This is a genomic window from Varibaculum massiliense, assembly GCF_900106855.1.
GTDB lineage: Bacteria > Actinomycetota > Actinomycetes > Actinomycetales > Actinomycetaceae > Varibaculum > Varibaculum massiliense.
Window position 1 is genome coordinate 1,079,814 of record NZ_FNWI01000004.1, and the last position, 16,669, is coordinate 1,096,482.

Sequence of the window (16,669 nt, forward strand, 5' to 3'; positions counted from 1 at the left end):
TTTCTATACCCCCTAGCGTCCCATCAGGCGCACTTCATCAACCGAGGTCGAACGGCGCGTCCTAAATATTGAAACGATGATCGCTAGGCCTACCACCACTTCTGCAGCGGCTACCACCATTACGAAGAAAGCCATCACTTGCCCCTCGATGTTTTGGTGCATATTTGAGAAAGTCACCAGCATCAAGTTGCAGGAATTCAGCATCAGTTCCACCCCCATCAGGGCGATTACCGCCGAATGTCGGGTTAGCACGATTACCGCGCCAATGAAGAAGAGAATGGCTGCCAATACAAGATATGAAGTCAAAGACATTATTCACTGACCTCCGTTTCTGGGGCATCTGAGTTGGCTGCTACCGGGGAATCACTGGGTGGCTCCCCCGGGATTTTAGGCGTGATTACCCGAGTCTTGGAAGCCTGCAAACCACTAGGCGCGTCCTCACCGGACATCCCCCAGGCTCCGGATTTAACCACAGCTTGGGAGGCCGCTGTAGAGTGTACACCCTGGGAAGCGTTCCCACCCTGGTCGGCGCGAATCTTCTCTACCAGGTGCGGTGCGACTTCACCTAGCGAACGGTCAGCGTTACGAGCACGCAGCGCCGGGGATACCGAAGCGGTAATCGTGCGCTGATCCTCGCCGGAGATATTGGGAGCATCGGTCGCGTTGCTAGTTTGGTAGACACCCGCGATTGGCTGTTGACCAGGATGGATTCCCCGCTTGGCGTAATCTTCCATTCGTGCCTGCGCTGTTTCTGGCTGCTTAAATAGCCTGTGGAGGCGGTCGCCGTGAGTGAGCGATACCGCCGCAACTACTGCGATAATCAGCAGGCAGCCGATAACTTCCATCGTGTAAATATGTTCGGTGAACAGGCTCATTGCGATTTTAACCGGGTTAGAATCGGTGCTGCCTTGGGCAGCGGCGGTGGGCATATCTGGAACTTCCCCATACTTGGGCAAATAGGCTTTAACCAGCATCACCGCAATCAACAACGCCCCGAAACCACCGGCACAAAAGGCACTCCAGCGCAAGTAACGCCGGGTGCGTAGGTAGTTATCGGAGGCAGCGACCCCCACCATCATGATGATGAACAATATCAGGGTCATAACTGCACCGGTATATACCACTACCTGCACAACCCCGATAAAGTAGGCTCCTTGCGAGGCGTACATCATTGCTAAGAGGAGCATTACCCCCACCATGCAAACCGCAGAGTGAACTGCAGTCCGGCAAAATAGTACGCCGAGCGCCAGCGCCACCATAAGTACTGCGGCCACCCAGAAAAATACGGTTTGACCCGCAGTAAAATCTGTGGCTGCCGCTGTGGCTTGGGCTAGCAATATCATTGCTGAACCTCCTTAACCCCCGACTGCTTCAAAGTCGGGTCATCTGGGCGGTGTTCGCTGACCCAATCGCGTTGCGCTTGGGTCACGCCGGTCACCTTTCCTCGGTAATAGTCAACATCGGCGGTTCCCTCCACCATAGGATGCGGCGCTGCCAGCATCCCGTCCTCGAGAGGAGCGAGAATCTGATCTTTCTCGTAGATCATAGTTTCCCGGTGGTAGTCTGCCATCTCAAAATCATTACTCATGGTCAGCGCGCGCGTGGGACATGCTTCCATGCACAAGCCGCAGAAAATACAGCGCAGATAATTGATTTGGTAGACGCGGCCGTAACGTTCACCCGGAGAATACTGCGCCTCGGGAGTATTCGCGGCGGCCTCTACATAAATGGCGTCTGCCGGACATGCCCAGGCACACAATTCACATCCGATACATTTTTCTAGGCCGTCCGGATAGTGATTGAGCTGGTGGCGTCCATGGAAACGTGGTTGTACGTGGGGTGCCTCATAAGGGTATTGCTCGGTAACCGTAGGACGGAAGAACGAGCGGAAGGTTACCCCGAAGCCGGCAACCGGGGCGAAGAACTCGCCTACCGGACCTTTTTCATCCGGCTCGAAACTCATATCTTCCCTGGTGGGATTACGTTTACTCATCTGATTCCCCTTCTTTGGCTACCAGGTGCTCTTCCCCGGCACCCGCCCGCACTACTGCGCGCGGACTTGGAGGTAATACTTGTCCCGGCATGGGTGGCACCGGATAACCGTCTTTGAAAGCATCAAAGGGCTCGCTGGCGGCGGCTTCTTTTTCTGCTTGCTTGATTTGTGCCCGCAGATCCGCTTTGCCTCCGGTTATCCAGATAATAATGAGGGCGACGACAAAGACAGCAGCAATCGCCATCATTCTTTGTGAAATGGAGCCAATGCCGTAGACGCTGACTACCCGCATGACTACCACAATCACCATCCAGGCGATCGAAACCGGCAACAACACTTTCCAGCCCAGCATCATCAACTGGTCATAGCGGACACGCAGCAGGGTACCGCGTACCCAAATCATGAACCACATGACTGCCCAAACTTTGATTCCGAACCAAAGGAACGGCCACAGCCCACTGTTAAGCGCGCCTCCGAGAATGGCGTCACCCCCGGGGAAGCGCCAGCCTCCCAGGAATAGAGTTACGCAGATCCCGGATACGTTGAACATGTTGATGTATTCCGCCAGGTAGAACCAGGCGAACTTCATCGAAGAGTACTCGGTCATGTGACCGGCCACAATCTCGCCTTCACATTCAGGCAGGTCGAAGGGCAAACGGTTAACTTCACCCATCATCGAGATTACGTAGATTACGAAAGCCGGGAAGAGGGCGACGCACCACCACATGGGACTTTGTGCCGCCACAATCTCGGAGGTTTTCATCGATCCGGAGACTACGAATACGGATACCAGGGACATTCCCATCGCCAGTTCGTAGCTGATTACTTGGGCAGCGGAGCGGGTGGCGCCATAAAGCGGCAGGTGTCCGTTAGATGCCCAGCCACCGAGGATAATGCCATAGACCCCCATGCCGGCAACGGCCAACATATACAGCACTGCCACATTGGAATCGGTCAGCTGCAGAGGGGTTGAGAAGCTGCCAATCTGCAGATCCGGTCCGAAAGGAATGACCGCGTAAATGCAGAATGCACAGGCGGCGGTAATAATCGGCGCCAGCAGATAAATCACCTTATCGACGTGCCGTTTGAAGATATCCTCTTTGGTCAAGAGTTTCACGGCATCAGCCAGTGCCTGGAATAACCCCAAGGGGCCGTGAACATTCGGTCCCGGTCGAGTCTGGATCCGCCCGAGGCCGCGCCGCTCTACCCACAGGGCCATAATCACGCTGATAATCAGCCATGCCACGATGAATACCGCCTTAATCAGGGTTATCCACCAAGTGTCATTGCTGAAATCAGCGGCGCCGGTACTGTTTGCGCTTAGCAGGATTGCGGTATTCACTGCTGCACCTCCGCATTAGGCTCCAACTGGACTAAGGCGCCACTGGTGACGCCCAAAGATTCATGCACGTGAGAGCGGTTTGAGCATTCCGGAACCCAGACAACGCGCTCTGGCATATCGGTTAGCACCGCTGGGAGCTGGATGCTTCCCTTATCTGTTTTCAGGTTTACCTTGCCACCGGCACTGATACCAAACTCTTTCGCAGTTTCTGGGCTGATGCGGGCAAAGGAGGCACGCCCAGATGCTTGCATATCGGTGGCTCCCACCTGCAAAAGTCCCTCATCAATCAGAGTCTTATGGCAGCTAAGCACCACTTGGTCACTGCCGGGAGCCAGCAGTGCCGCTGGTTTAGCCGGCGCGAACGCCAGGCGCTTTCCATCCCAATCGAGCAGCTCATTAGCTTCTGCATACAGGGACTTTAGGGAGTCAATCCCCAGCTCACATCCCATTACTTCGGATAGTTTGTTTAGCACTTCCCAATCCGGCATATCTTGAGAAACCAAGACCTGCCCGAAGGGACGTAAGCGCCCTTCCCAGTTAATAAAGGTGCCAGGCTTCTCTGAAACTGGTGCTACCGGGAATACCACATCGGCTGCCTGTGCTGCAGGCGTTAAATTGACCTCCAGGGAGATTACGAAGGAGGCCGCATCCAGGGCTTTTTGCGCTAACTCTTGATCTGGCAAGTCACGAAGGTCTAAACCGCCGAGCACCAGTGCAGATAGTTCCCCGGAGCAGGCAGCTTCTAATATCTGCCCCGTGTCGCGTCCGGGAGTATCTGGGAGCTGCGCATTCCAGGCAGCCGCCAGGTCGCTGCGGGCTTCCGCGTCACGCGCGTCGCGTCCGAAAGGTAACAAACCGGGTAACACACCGGCTTCTACTCCCCCGCGTTCGCCGCTGCGGCGGGGAATCCAAGCCAGTCGCGCTCCGGTGCGAGCTGCCAAATCATTAACTGCGCTGAGAAGACCAGGTATCGTACCGGCGCGTTCGCCAACTACGATTACTGCGTCCTCTGCTTTAAGTCCCGCAAAGACCGCACCGAAATCTCCTGCGGCATCGGCTTTAACATTGGCTACTACTTCTGGTTCGGTACCCGGCGCCGCGGCAAGCACAGTTGCGGCTGTCTTTAGAGAAGAAGGCGACGCAAAGGGAGCCACCGTGGCCACCTTTACGCTTCCGGAGCGTACCCCTTTGCGCAACCGCAGGAACACCGCGCCACATTCGTCCTCAGGCTCGAAACCAACCAATAGTACTTGACCAGCTTTTTCGAGGTCACAGTAGGTTACCGGCATTCCGGCACCCGCGAAATAGGCACCTAAGAAAGTTTCTTCTTCCCGACCAGCCGCGCGGGTGCGCTGATCAATGTCATTAGTTCCGCATACAACGCGAGCAAACTTCGACCAGGTGTAGGCGTCCTCGAAAGTTAGCCTGCCACCAGGTAAGAAACCAACTTTACCTTTTCCGGCGGTTGCCAACCCCTTAGCAGCGCGATCAAAAGCATCCGACCAGGAGGTAGGCACCAGTTTCCCGTCCTCGCGCACCAGCGGAGTCTTAATCCGCGAAGGCTGGAACTGCCACTGGTAACCGAAACGATCCTTATCGGTAATCCATTCTTCGTTTACCTCTAGATCTTTTTGCGCCATCCGCCGGGTAACTACCCCGCGGCGAATATCGGTGCGCAAAGCAGAACCGGAGGCATCCTGTTCGGTGACCCCGCGGGTAGAAACCAAATCAAAGGGGCGCGCCCGGAAGCGATACCTCTTAGAAGTTAGCGCCCCCACCGGGCAAATCTGAATGATATTACCCGAGAAGTAAGAGCTGAACAGCCTGCCAGCCTGGTCTTTCTCGTCTACGCCGGCGCCAACGGCAGCCGGAGAAGAAAGCGGTGCCGGTTTACCGTGAGAATCCGAAAGTGCCGGAGCATCGGGGTCGAGGCGCAGGGTCGGCTTAGAGCCGTCAGAATCGGAAATCCCTAAGATTTCCTGGTCAAACGCGCCCACGTTTTCACCCATGAAGTCGTGGTCGTCACGGGGAGAGGAACCACCGCCGCGTCCTTGCAAGGCGATGAAGGAATCGCCAGCAACCTGGTTGGCAAAGCGTACACAACGCTGACACAGCACGCAGCGTTCCCGGTCAATCAAAATCTGGCTGGTTAGCTCTACCGGTTTCGGCCACAACCGCTTTTCATCACTAAAGCGGGTATGCAAGGTGCCATGCGACATAGCTTGATTCTGCAGCGGACATTCCCCGCCCTTGTCGCAAATCGGGCAATCCAAGGGGTGGTTAATCAGCAGGAACTCGGTAATCCCGTGTTGGGCTTTTTCTGCTACTTCCGAAGTGGCGGCAGTTTTTATCTCCATCCCTGCCATCGCGGTCATAGTGCAGGCCGGTTGCGGCTTCGGCATGGGACGAACTACGCCGTCGCGCCCCGGCATCGCTACCTCTACCAGGCACTGCCGGCATGCACCTGCCGGATCTAGCAGCGGGTGGTCACAGAAGCGAGGAATATGGATTCCCAGTTTCTCGGCTGCCCGGATTAGCAGCGTACCTTTGGCGACCTCGATATCTTGGCCGTCAATGTTGATTTGGACTTGCTCACTCACAGGGCGCCTCCTTCGTTAAAAACCTCCGAGGCGGCGGGCGGGAAGGCCTCCCACCAGGGAGTGGTATATCCGGCCTCGAACTCTTCGCGGAACTTGTCGATTCCGCTGCGCACCGGGGTAGCCGCCGCATCACCGAGGGCGCAGAAGCTGCGTCCGGCGATATTGCCCGCAATATCGTAAAGCAGGTCTACATCGCCCTCTTGACCTTTGCCGGCCTCTAGGCGGTGCAGTATTTGCTTCATCCAATAGGTACCCTCGCGGCAGGGGGTGCATTTACCGCAAGATTCATGCTGGTAGAAGTCCGTCCAGCGGCTAATCACCCGCACCACGGAAGTGGTTTCATCAAATACCTGCAGGGCGCGGGTAGCCAGCATAGAACCGGCGGCTGCTACGTCCTCGTAAGTTAGGGGGACATCCAGGTCTTCGGGAGTAAATAGCGGAGTTGAAGAGCCACCCGGGGTATAGAACTTCAGGGTGTGGCCCTCACGAATCCCGCCGGAATACTCCAGCAGTTCGCGCATGGTAATCCCAAACGGCGCCTCATAAAGACCGGGGTGTTTAACGTGACCCGACAGGTTAAACATCCCGTAACCTAGGGATTTATCTTGCCCCATCGAGGCGTACCATTCCGCGGAATTACGGAACACCGTAGACACCTGGGCGATGGTTTCGGCGTTATTGATTACGGTAGGACGGGCATAGAGCCCTTTGACCGCCGGGAAGGGCGGTTTCAGACGGGGGTGACCCCGTTTGCCTTCCAAAGAATCTAAAAGCGCGGTTTCTTCCCCGCAGATGTAGGCACCGGCTCCAGCATGGGCTATCAGTTTCAAATCTCCCAGCAGACCGGCATCTTCGGCCTCTTTAATCGCTACTAGCAGACGGTTATAGGCGTGAACGACTTCGCCGCGGATATAGATAAAAGCGTGATCGCAACCGATTGCCAAGCAGGTAATCGCCACCCCTTCGATAACCGCGTGAGGATTAGCCAGAATCATCGGAATATCTTTACAGGTACCCGGCTCAGATTCATCGCAGTTAACGGTCAGATAACGCGGACCGCCATCAGCAGGTGGCAAGAACGACCATTTCAGACCGGTACCGAAACCGGCACCGCCACGTCCGCGCACTCCCGCCTGCTTGACAGCATCTAGAATCTGCGCCGGTTCCATCTGCTTGGCTTTTTCTAGCCCCACGTAGCCACCAGTTTTCTGGTAGGCCTTTAGCGTCCAGCTTTCGGGTTCCTGATACTGTTTAGTGATAATCGGGGTTAGCGGAACCCGGTGGATCTCAGACTTCTCGTTTTCGCTCACTTGTCTGTCTCCTTGTGATCAGCAGAGGAATGTTCCTTGCCTACCGGATCTTTCCCAGCCTGATTAGCAGCTGCACCCGAAGCTGTTTCCCCAGCCTGGGCAGCCTCAGACTTTTCAAACTGCTGCGGGTCAGGGGCTTCCATGCCTTTTTCCTCGGCCACTTTTAGTCCCCACAAACTGGCGGGACCGGCAGCCACTCCCTGGTTGGCGGTCTCGGGGTTGGGGAATCCCGCTAAAATGCGGCTAGCTTCTTTAAAAGTAGGTGCCGCCTCGGATCCCCGCGTGGGATGTACCGGTTTTCCAGCTTTAATATCGCGCACCAGCTGCAGGGCAGATTCGGGTGTCTGATTATCAAAGAACTCCCAGTTAACCATGACTACCGGTGCATAGTCGCAGCCAGCGTTACATTCCAACGCCTCCAGCGTGATTTTGCCGTCAGCGGTGGTCTCATCATTGCCTACCTCTAGTTCTTTTTCTAGGGTTTCCATGATGTTGTCCCCGCCGAGGACGGCGCAGAGGGCATTAGTACAAACCCCCACGGTGTATTCGCCGTTAGGGTGACGTTTGAACTGAGTGTAGAAGGTGGCAACTGCGCTAACCTCTGCGCGCTGGCAGTTCAGGATATCGGCGATTAGTCCGATGCCGTTGGCAGTCACGTACCCGTCAATGCTCTGCACCAGGTGCAGCAGAGGAATCATGGCGCTACGTTCATGCCCCTCGGGATAGCGGGCAATGATTTCCGCTGCTTCGGCGCGGAATTTTTGCTCGACCTCAGGATCGTAAAAACTCATTAGCGATCGACACCTCCCAGGACGGGATCCACACTGGCTAGCGCCACGATCAGGTCAGAGATCGTGCCGCCCTGAGCCATTAGAGACAAGGACTGTAGGTTAGCAAAGCTGGGGTCACGGAAGTGCGCCCGGTAGGGGCGAGTGCCTCCATCGGAGACTACGTGTACCCCCATAATGCCTTTGGCGTGTTCCACCAGCTGGGTGGCTTGACCGACCGGGGCTCTAAAGCCTTCGGTTACCAGCTTGAAGTGCTGGATTAGGGATTCCATGGAGTTACCCATGATTTCTTTGATGTGTTCAGGGGAGTTCCCTTGACCATCGGTACCTACACTCAGCTGCGCCGGCCACTTGATCTGCGGGTCAGCAATCATTACCGGCTCACCCTCGGTTTCATCTAGGCGCTCTAGCACCTGGTAGATAATCTTGAGGGATTCATAGCATTCATCAAAGCGAACTACCGTGCGGTTATAGGCATCGGATTGATCGGTGACTGGAACATCAAAATCAAAGTTTTCATATCCGCAGTAGGGCTGCATTTTACGCATATCCAACGGGTAGCCAGCGGCGCGAACCGAGGGACCGGTCAGCGACATTGCCATAATGGCCGACATGGGCATGACCGCCGTATCGCAAAAACGTGCCTTGAAAATCGGGTTCTGCAAGGTCAGATCCTGTAGCTCGTTAATGTCGCGGCGAGTTTTTGGTAGCAGATCACGAATATATTCGGTGCACCCCGGGGGCAGATCCTGTGCCACTCCGCCCGGACGAATATAAGCATGGTTCATACGCAAACCGGTGATCTGTTCGAAAATCCGCAGGATTTCTTCGCGGCCTCTAAACCCGATGGTCATCATGGTAGTGGCACCCAACTCGTTGCCGCCGGTAGCAATCGCCACCACATGCGAGGCAATCCGGTTGAGTTCCATCATGAGGATGCGGATCAGGTTTGCCCGCTCCGGGATTTCAGCGGTTTTCTTTAGCACTTTTTCTACTGCCAGGCAGTAGGCAACTTCCTGGAAGAAGGGAGCTACATAGTCCATCCGGGTGCAGTAGGTAACACCCTGCGTCCAGGTGCGGTATTCCATGTTCTTTTCGATACCGGTATGCAAGTAACCAGTACCAACCCGCAAATCTCGCACGTACTCTCCATCGAGTTCCGCAATCAGGCGCAGCACCCCGTGCGTTGAGGGGTGTACTGGACCGATATTCATTACGATTCGCTCGTTGGCGAGTTTTTCAACTTCGGAAGCCATTTCTTCCCAGTCCCCACCGTGCAAATCATATTGCGGGGTGTCCTCGGTAATTAGATTGTCGAGGGCGGGACCGGCAGCCCTAAGTAGCGGGCTGTTTTTTTCGTCAGTGTATTTCATTTAGCTGTATGACCTCCGCGAATCGGCGGGCGGGACTGTAGCGCCCTTAAATTGCACCGGAATACCACCTAGCGGATAGTCTTTCCGCTGCGGATGTCCTACCCAGTCATCGGGTAGAGCAGTTCTGGTCAGACCGGGATGACCGGTAAAGATAATGCCCATCAAATCCCAGGTTTCCCGCTCCCACCAGTCATTTCCTGGATAAGTGGATACTATCGAGGGAATCCGGGGATCAGATTCCGGGCAGGTAACTTCTAGGCGCAGCTGACGGTTGTGGGTTGCCGAAAAGAGCATGTAGGCCGCGTGTAGCTCGCGACCTTTATCCTGGGGATAATGCACGCCGTTGACCCCGAGGCACAGTTCGAAACGTAAATCTTGGTCATCGCGTAGCCAGCGAGCAACCTGAGGTAGATGCTCGCGAGCAACGAAAATAGTTAATTCGTCATTATCGACCACTACCCGCTCAATTACCGCACCTATTTCTAGGTCAGCGTTTTGAATCAGTTCTTCTAGGACTTCCACGACCTCATCAAACCAGGAACCGTAGGGACGCCCGCTTTCGCCGGGCATCTGCCGTTCAATCTGGATTTCAGTAAAACCAGTGGTGTCCCCGTCATCGTGTACCCCGAACAAACCGTGACGGGTACCAAAATCAGAGCCAGCTGTGAAACCGCGCGGAGCAGTTACCTCTACTGCTACTGGCCCATCCTCGACATCGGAATGGAGGACTACCGTTTTGTCATCTTCGCTCACGCCAACAGTCCTTTCATCTGGGAAGTAGGAGTCGCTTCCAAAGCTGCTTTCTCGGCCTTACGGGCAATCTCCAACCGTTGCTTTTGAGTAAGAGGAGTGCGGTAATGGATCTGATCCCACAGCACCATAATCGCGTGAATTAGGGCTTCGGGGCGCGGAGGGCATCCGGGCAGATACACATCAACTGGGACAATATGGTCACAGCCTTGCACCACCGCGTAGTTATTGAATACCCCGCCAGAAGAAGCGCACGCCCCCATAGAAATAACCCACTTGGGATCGGGCATGGAGTCGTAGGCGTTGCGAACAATTGGCGCCATCTTCCAGGAAACCCGCCCAGATACAATCATCAGATCTGCGTGGCGGGGAGAGGCGCGGAAGACTTCCATCCCGAAGCGCGCAATATCGAAACGCGGGGTGCCGGTGGCCATCATTTCAATAGCGCAGCAGGCTAGCCCCATAGTCACCGGCCAAACACTAGCTTTGCGGTTAAGCCCCATAAACTTGTCTAGGCTAGTGAGGGCGACTCCTGCCGGCAGCTCATTATCAAAAGACATGCTGTACCTCTCTCCTAATAGTCCAGTCCGCCGCGGCGCCACTCATAAATATAGGGCACCAGCACTAACACAATGAATAACAGGATGTCGATCAATACCGGAATAGCCATCACGCGACCGAAGTGTCCGATAGATACCGCGAAGGGGTATAGGAACACCATTTCCACATCGAAGACAATGAACGTCATCGCAATCAAGTAGTACTTAATCGGAAAACGTCCACGCGCATCCTCGTGAACATTGGGATCAATTCCGCATTCGTAAGTCGCCAGTTTGGTGCGAGTCTTGCGACTCGGGCCGAGAACGGCTGACATCGCCAGACCGCCTACGGCTAGTACAATCGCGACTGCGCCCATGATTAACAGTGATGCCGATGGACTCATTTGGCCTCCACATCCTTCTTGGTTGCCCCGCCATCACTGGCGTGGCAACTGCGGTAGTTTCCGGTTTTCTTCCGGCTCAGTTGTTCTTTCTGACCGATGTTCCTCATGACGGTATTACCACCTTAGTCAGAATTTGTAGCACTCTGTCGGAGGCTACTCCGCCGCGGCGTTCATAACCATCAGAAAGCATTTTATGAACAAAACGCATCAAGGAGGGTTTATCTAACCCGTACTTGGTGCAGGCGTGCATAATCTGGGGATTTTCGATTAAGCGCACAAAAACTCGCCCCAAACTGTAGTAACCCCCGTATTGATCTTCCAGGTCACGGGGATATTCCCGGAGAGCGAGTTCGGCTTGCGCCCGAGAGGTGCGCCCTAAAGCCTGTACTAAAGCAGCAGCTGCACGCCGCCCCGCAAACATCGCCGGGGCGATCCCCTCGCCATTAAAAGGCGAAACCATTCCGGCGGCGTCACCGACCAAAAGTAGCCCATTTTCGTAAGCCGGTTTGCGGTTAAATGCCATCGGTAGAGGGGCAGATCGTAGGGGTCCGAGCATATTTTTTTCGCTCAGACCCCATTCTTCCGGCAGATTGGCCACCCAGCGGTGAAAGATTTCTTTATAGGGCAACTTAGTGGATTGTGCTCCCGAAGAAACTGACCCTAACCCTACGTTTACTATCCCCTCGCCCATCGGGAACAGCCAGCCGTACCCGGGAAGCAGATTTGATTTGCCGGGCTTGCCATCCCACAGTTCCAGGTGAGATTCCATCATGGTTTCGTTACCACGGGGGGAACGGAAATAGGCTCGCGCCGCCACTGCCAGCGGACGATTCTTCAGGGGCGTGCGTCCTTGTCGGGAAGCCAAGCGGGCGTTTGCCCCGGTACAGTCGACTACGTATTGGGCATGGAAACTGAGCTCGCGTTTCTGCCGGGTTTCGCGGTCACGCTGGATAGCGCGCACCCCCTTAGCATAGCCAGCGTCATCGGTGAGTAGATCCTGAACCACGGTGTTTTCTTCCAGCCGCGCCCCCGCGGCCACCGCCTGCTGGATTAAACGTTGATCGAGCTTTTTGCGCTGACAGGTAAGACCATAAGCGGGCAGGGAACCAGTTTTCGGCCAGGGTAAGGCAATCCGATGTCCACCCCCGATTACGCTCAATCCGTAATTGGGCTGCCAGCCTTCCGACAGGGGATTAATCCCCATTGCCAGGATTTCTTTTACCGCTCCCGGGGTTAAACCATCACCACAGATTTTGTCGCGGGGAAAGATTCCTTTTTCAAGGACCAGGACGTCAACGCCAGCTTGAGCCAGGTGGTAGGCGGTAGCAGCGCCCGCAGGACCGGCACCTATAACCAGCACTTGGCATTGATTGTCTGCAAGCTGATCCGTCATGCCTGGACGCCCCTCCCTAGCTAGTCATCGGTTCTTGCCGAAGCCGTTGCCTCAGCAAGTAATAACGAGGATTTTTAGGCACAATCCTCGCGCCTACCCCAGGCTAACTTGCTTTTATTATTTATCTAAAGTCACAGTGGTTTCTGCTGGCAAGCGAAATATCCTGGGACTTAAGTCCACCTAAATCCCTCAGCGATTAAGCAAGGGTTTTCTTACTTAATTCCGAGCGGATTTAAGGAAACCCTTCGTATTTTCCTGCTACAACCCTCGGCGCAAGCGGTCGTTTTGCCTAAATATCCTCTTTAAAGGCGCGGTGAATCGCTACAACCCCCAAGGTGAGATTGCGGTAGGAAACTTCTCCCCATCCGTTCGCTTGGATTAGGTGACCCAAAGTCTCTTGATCTGGCCAATCCAAAATGGAATCAAACAGGTAGGTATAGGCATCCGAATCTGAGGAAACCAGGCGACCCGCGGTAGGCAATACTTGGCGCATATAGAGCTGGTAAAGCCGGGCTATCAGGGGGGAGGGCGGAGTAGAAAACTCCATAATCGCCAGTTTGCCTCCCGGTTTGGTTACCCGCGCAAATTCGCGCAGCGCCTTCGCCGGGTCATGCATATTCCTAAAGCCAAAAGAGCAAGTAACGGTGTCGAATGACTGATCCGCGAAAGGTAGGTCGTGGGCATCAGCGACAACAAAATTCAACTCGCTATGGCGCTTTCGCCCTTCCGCAACCATCCCCGGCGAAAAATCGCAGCAGGTAACTTCGGCTCCGGCGCGGTAAAAACTAAGCGAGGAAGTACCGGTACCGGCGGCGATATCTAGGATTTTTTGCCCCGGACGGGGAGCCACCACTTGCCGCAGGCAGCGCCGCCAAATCCGGTGCTGACCGAAAGTCATCACATCATTAGTCAAGTCATAACGGGCGGCCACCTGGTCAAACATTCCAGAAACTTCTTCGGGTTGTTTATCTAAACCAGCGGCTGCCGGCGGATTTTTTTCGCTCAAAATGGCTCCTTCTAAGTAGGCAACTGCCAGGTTACTCAGAAACGCTGCCCCAATCCAACCAGGTTAAAGCCGCGCCGCCTAGCTTTAGCTTTTTGCAGGGCTTTGCTAATCCGCGAACGACGCCGAAAATCAATCACCGGCCACCCCCGCTGCAAGGCGCGCACCCGCAACCAAATATCGGGATTAATAGCCGAAGGCTTACCCACCAGGGTCAGCAGCGGCATATCATTATCGGAATCTGAATAAGCAAAGCAGGATGCCAGGTCATAGCCCCGCTCGCTCGCCAACGCCACCACCCGATCTCGCTTGCCTTGGGCGTGCATAAGTTCGGAAGCTAGGCGCGCCTCGTAAATCCCGTCTTTCACCGCAACCTCAGTACCGATACCTCCGGTTAACCCCAAACGCTGCGCCAACATCTGGGGAAGTTCCGAGGGGGCGGCGGAAATCAACCAAATATCGTGTCCCGCTGCCTGATGCCGTTTAATTAAACCTTGCGCCTGGGGAAACAGTTTCTTTTCTAAAAGGTCGCACACCTGCTCGGAAATCTCCATGATTTCGCGCTGGGAATGCCCCGCCATCACCTGCAAAGCCCGGGTTTTTACCTGCTCAACCCGGGCTTGATCCTCTCCTAGAACTACATAAAGGAACGCTTGGCGCGCCGCAAAGAATAGGTCGCGGACACCAAAAAACCGGTGTCGGAAAAGTTCGCGCGTGAGCACCCAGGAGCTAGCTCCCCTAATTACGGTTTCGTCAAGATCGAAGAAGGCTGCTACCTTCGTTTCCGCATTCACGCTTCTAGCCTAGCGGTCTAGGTGCGATTTTCGCACGCCGGTAGGTAAAAATGGTTTGCTAGGGTGGAGACCATGCAGAACCTAACCACTATTCATCTGATGCGCCACGGGGAAGTTGATAATCCAGATGGGGTCTTGTACGGACGCCTCCCCGGCTATCACCTAACCGAGCTTGGCCGCCAAATGGCACAGATGAGCGCGGAATATCTTTTTGAAAAAGGCGCCTATTTAGATGCCATTGTTTCTTCCCCTCTAGAGCGGGCAGTCGAGTCGGCAACTCCGGCCTCCCAGCTGTTTGATCTGCCTATTCGCACTGACAAGCGCCTTTTAGAGTCGATGAATATGTTCGAGGGCGAAGTGGTAAACGGTAACCGCGCCGCCTTGTTCCACCCGCGCAACTGGTCGCGTTACCGCAATGTTTTCCGTCCTTCTTGGTGTGAGCCTTACGCAGTCCAGGCCAGCCGGGTTACTGAGGCGGTGCGTTCTGCTTTGCACCTGCCAATTCAGGATGCTTCCCGCCTGGGACGCTCTGCCGATGGCTCTACGATTCGTGAAATTTTATTGGTTTCGCACCAGCTGCCGATTTGGTCTTTCCGGCTATTTGTGGAGGGGCGCCCGCTGGCGCATCTGCCTACCCGCCGCCAATGCGCCCTGGCTTCGCTGACTTCCCTTACTTTCTTAGGGGATACCCTGATTAGTTTGGATTATTGTGAACCGGCAGCTCCGCTCCTAGCTCAGGCTTCCGATATGGTGCCAGGTACTTCCGCGGCCGCCTTGAATCAAGGACACTAAGGGATGCAGCTAGCTGGAAACTCCAGGAGTATTCCCTCAGCAACTGCCTTATCAGAGCGGTCGTTCCAAACGGCGGAACCTAAAGAGTGTTAGTCCTGAGAGGAGGGGTCTTCCGAAGGATTCGCGTCCGGATTGGCTTCGTCCTCGCCGGTTTCCGCGGCGGAACTGTTCTTGCCTTCACCGGCAGCATCTTTTTCCCCACTAGCAGCATCTTTCTGCTTTTTTTCCGCTCGTTTTTTGGCTGCTTCCTCGGCCTCGCGTGCCATCCGTTCCCGCCGCATCTTCGCCTCTAACGAGAACAAGAAATCGGGGTTATCGTCGGGAGCCTCTGGTATCTCTACTTCCTGCGGCTGGGAGCTCTGGCTGCTCCCTCGGAGAATATCGAGGGGATTGCGGGGAATCTCGACCCGCCCATCGGGGCTTTCAGCTTTACTCGCCCAAGAAATCACAATCCAGGCCAGGGGGCCGAAAACCGGCAATACGATAATAATTAACAGCCAAAAAGCGCGTGGCAGGCGTCCGGGTAAATCCGATTTTTCCGTGCGCAAGCAATCCACTAGCGCATATACCGCTAGCAGAATCTGTACGAGGGCAATAACTACCGCAGCCATGTTCCCAGCCTAACAACTATAAATTTTTTGGCTTGCCTAAAGACCCTGTAAAGCCCACTGAACCGCGATAGCCAGCCCATACCCTAAGGTGATTTGCCCCACCTGTTTCAGGGTTTTTATCAGGGCTTTACCGCGGGCGCCCTGCAATACTTTTAGCAACGGAAAACACACCCAAACCGCCATAGCCACGCCAAACAGTAGGGCTTCCCAACGAACATTAAAGGATACTACCCCCAATACCAATGCCGCATAGAGATAGCAGGCAAACAGGTAGCGCGAGCCCTTATCCCCTAACTTCACCGCTAGCGTATTTTTTCCGCTTTGGCGGTCTCCGGGAATATCGCGCAGATTATTGACCAGTAACAGGGCGCAAGAAAGCAACCCGATACCGCTGGCCGCTGTCCAGGTGCGCCAAGGCAACGTGTGGGCTTGTACCCAAATCGTTCCCTGCACTGCCAACAGGCCGAAGAAGGCAAATACCATTACTTCGGCTACTCCCGGCAGATAACCGTAAGGGTGTTTGCCCCCGGTATAGAACCACGCCGCCAGGGCAGCTAGCACCCCCAGGGCAATCAAAGCGTAACTTCCTGCCCAGACACAAAGCACAATTCCGCAGATTCCCGCAAACGCATAGCAGCTAAGCGCCGCCACCAGCACTGTGCGGGGAGCCGCCAATCCTGCCCCGGTCAGGCGTTGGGGCCCAACCCGTTTTCCTTTGGCATCGGTGCCGCGAATCCCATCGGAGTAATCATTCGAGAAATTCACGCCCACCTGGAAGGCCAGCGCAACCAGCAAGGCGAGTACCGATTTTCCTACCGAGGCCTGCCCCAGGCCGATTGCCCCTCCGATCCCCATAATCACCGGCGCCAAGGAAGCGGGTAAAGTTTTCGGACGTGCAGCTTCAATCCACTGCGAACCAGTTGCCATTAAGGATGCTCCCCCTTCTTATTACCTGCTTGTTAGCTTCGTCTTAAGGT

General features: G+C 55.1%; 17 protein-coding genes. 1 reads left to right on the plus strand and 16 read right to left on the minus strand.

The window, feature by feature from the left end:
• Positions 1-12: 12 nt before the first annotated feature.
• From nuoK to BQ5456_RS04925, 14 genes are all read right to left on the minus strand, one after another.
• Positions 13-312, minus strand: coding sequence for an NADH-quinone oxidoreductase subunit NuoK (gene nuoK / locus BQ5456_RS04860; RefSeq protein ID WP_071129008.1), 300 nt, complete (start codon positions 310-312; stop codon positions 13-15).
• Positions 312-1,343 carry an NADH-quinone oxidoreductase subunit J gene (locus tag BQ5456_RS04865; protein WP_071129009.1) on the minus strand — a complete coding sequence of 344 codons (1,032 nt, stop codon included), beginning with the start codon at positions 1,341-1,343 and terminating at the stop codon, positions 312-314. Before BQ5456_RS04865 ends, nuoK begins: the two co-directional genes overlap by 1 nt.
• Complete coding sequence (gene nuoI, locus BQ5456_RS04870) at positions 1,340-1,993, minus strand: NADH-quinone oxidoreductase subunit NuoI (RefSeq protein ID WP_071129010.1); 654 nt, start codon at positions 1,991-1,993, stop codon at positions 1,340-1,342. The genes BQ5456_RS04865 and nuoI overlap by 4 nt, the downstream gene beginning before the upstream one ends.
• Positions 1,986-3,335 carry an NADH-quinone oxidoreductase subunit NuoH gene (gene nuoH, locus BQ5456_RS04875; protein ID WP_083378368.1) on the minus strand — a complete coding sequence of 450 codons (1,350 nt, stop codon included), beginning with the start codon at positions 3,333-3,335 and terminating at the stop codon, positions 1,986-1,988. The genes nuoI and nuoH overlap by 8 nt, the downstream gene beginning before the upstream one ends.
• Positions 3,332-5,935, minus strand: coding sequence for an NADH-quinone oxidoreductase subunit G (locus BQ5456_RS04880; RefSeq protein ID WP_071129011.1), 2,604 nt, complete (start codon positions 5,933-5,935; stop codon positions 3,332-3,334). The genes nuoH and BQ5456_RS04880 overlap by 4 nt, the downstream gene beginning before the upstream one ends.
• Entirely contained in the window at positions 5,932-7,221 is a 1,290-nt protein-coding gene (nuoF, locus tag BQ5456_RS04885; RefSeq protein ID WP_143037089.1) for an NADH-quinone oxidoreductase subunit NuoF, read from the minus strand. The genes BQ5456_RS04880 and nuoF overlap by 4 nt, the downstream gene beginning before the upstream one ends.
• A gap of 20 nt (positions 7,222-7,241) precedes the next feature.
• Complete coding sequence (gene nuoE / locus BQ5456_RS04890) at positions 7,242-8,036, minus strand: NADH-quinone oxidoreductase subunit NuoE (protein ID WP_071129013.1); 795 nt, start codon at positions 8,034-8,036, stop codon at positions 7,242-7,244.
• Positions 8,036-9,406: an NADH-quinone oxidoreductase subunit D gene (locus BQ5456_RS04895; protein WP_071129014.1), complete on the minus strand. Its 1,371-nt coding sequence runs from the start codon at positions 9,404-9,406 to the stop codon at positions 8,036-8,038. Before BQ5456_RS04895 ends, nuoE begins: the two co-directional genes overlap by 1 nt.
• Positions 9,407-10,159, minus strand: a complete 753-nt coding sequence (locus BQ5456_RS04900; RefSeq protein WP_071129015.1) for an NADH-quinone oxidoreductase subunit C — start codon at positions 10,157-10,159, stop codon at positions 9,407-9,409.
• The gene (locus BQ5456_RS04905; protein ID WP_071129016.1) at positions 10,156-10,716 is read right to left on the minus strand and encodes an NADH-quinone oxidoreductase subunit B; all 561 of its coding nucleotides are present in this window, start codon (positions 10,714-10,716) and stop codon (positions 10,156-10,158) included. The genes BQ5456_RS04900 and BQ5456_RS04905 overlap by 4 nt, the downstream gene beginning before the upstream one ends.
• Positions 10,717-10,730: 14 nt before the next feature.
• A complete protein-coding gene (gene ndhC, locus BQ5456_RS04910) occupies positions 10,731-11,099 on the minus strand; it encodes an NADH-quinone oxidoreductase subunit A (RefSeq protein WP_071129017.1) in 369 nt (122 codons plus the stop codon).
• Positions 11,100-11,202: 103 nt separating this feature from the next.
• The gene (locus BQ5456_RS04915) at positions 11,203-12,492 is read right to left on the minus strand and encodes an NAD(P)/FAD-dependent oxidoreductase (protein ID WP_071129018.1); all 1,290 of its coding nucleotides are present in this window, start codon (positions 12,490-12,492) and stop codon (positions 11,203-11,205) included.
• A 289-nt stretch (positions 12,493-12,781) separates the two neighbouring features.
• A complete protein-coding gene (locus tag BQ5456_RS04920) occupies positions 12,782-13,498 on the minus strand; it encodes a class I SAM-dependent methyltransferase (protein WP_205407856.1) in 717 nt (238 codons plus the stop codon).
• 35 nt (positions 13,499-13,533) lie between these two features.
• Positions 13,534-14,289, minus strand: a complete 756-nt coding sequence (locus BQ5456_RS04925) for an HAD family hydrolase (RefSeq protein ID WP_071129019.1) — start codon at positions 14,287-14,289, stop codon at positions 13,534-13,536.
• Positions 14,290-14,361: 72 nt separating this feature from the next.
• On the opposite strand from BQ5456_RS04925, the gene BQ5456_RS04930 reads away from it, so the two are divergent.
• Complete coding sequence (locus BQ5456_RS04930; protein ID WP_071129020.1) at positions 14,362-15,081, plus strand: histidine phosphatase family protein; 720 nt, start codon at positions 14,362-14,364, stop codon at positions 15,079-15,081.
• Between the two features lie 89 nt (positions 15,082-15,170).
• Here BQ5456_RS04930 and BQ5456_RS04935 read toward each other — a convergent pair whose 3' ends face one another.
• Together BQ5456_RS04935 and BQ5456_RS04940 are read right to left on the minus strand one after the other, a co-directional pair.
• Entirely contained in the window at positions 15,171-15,692 is a 522-nt protein-coding gene (locus BQ5456_RS04935; RefSeq protein WP_071129021.1) for a PLD nuclease N-terminal domain-containing protein, read from the minus strand.
• 36 nt (positions 15,693-15,728) lie between these two features.
• The gene (locus BQ5456_RS04940; protein ID WP_071129022.1) at positions 15,729-16,619 is read right to left on the minus strand and encodes a 1,4-dihydroxy-2-naphthoate polyprenyltransferase; all 891 of its coding nucleotides are present in this window, start codon (positions 16,617-16,619) and stop codon (positions 15,729-15,731) included.
• Positions 16,620-16,669 lie beyond the last annotated feature (50 nt).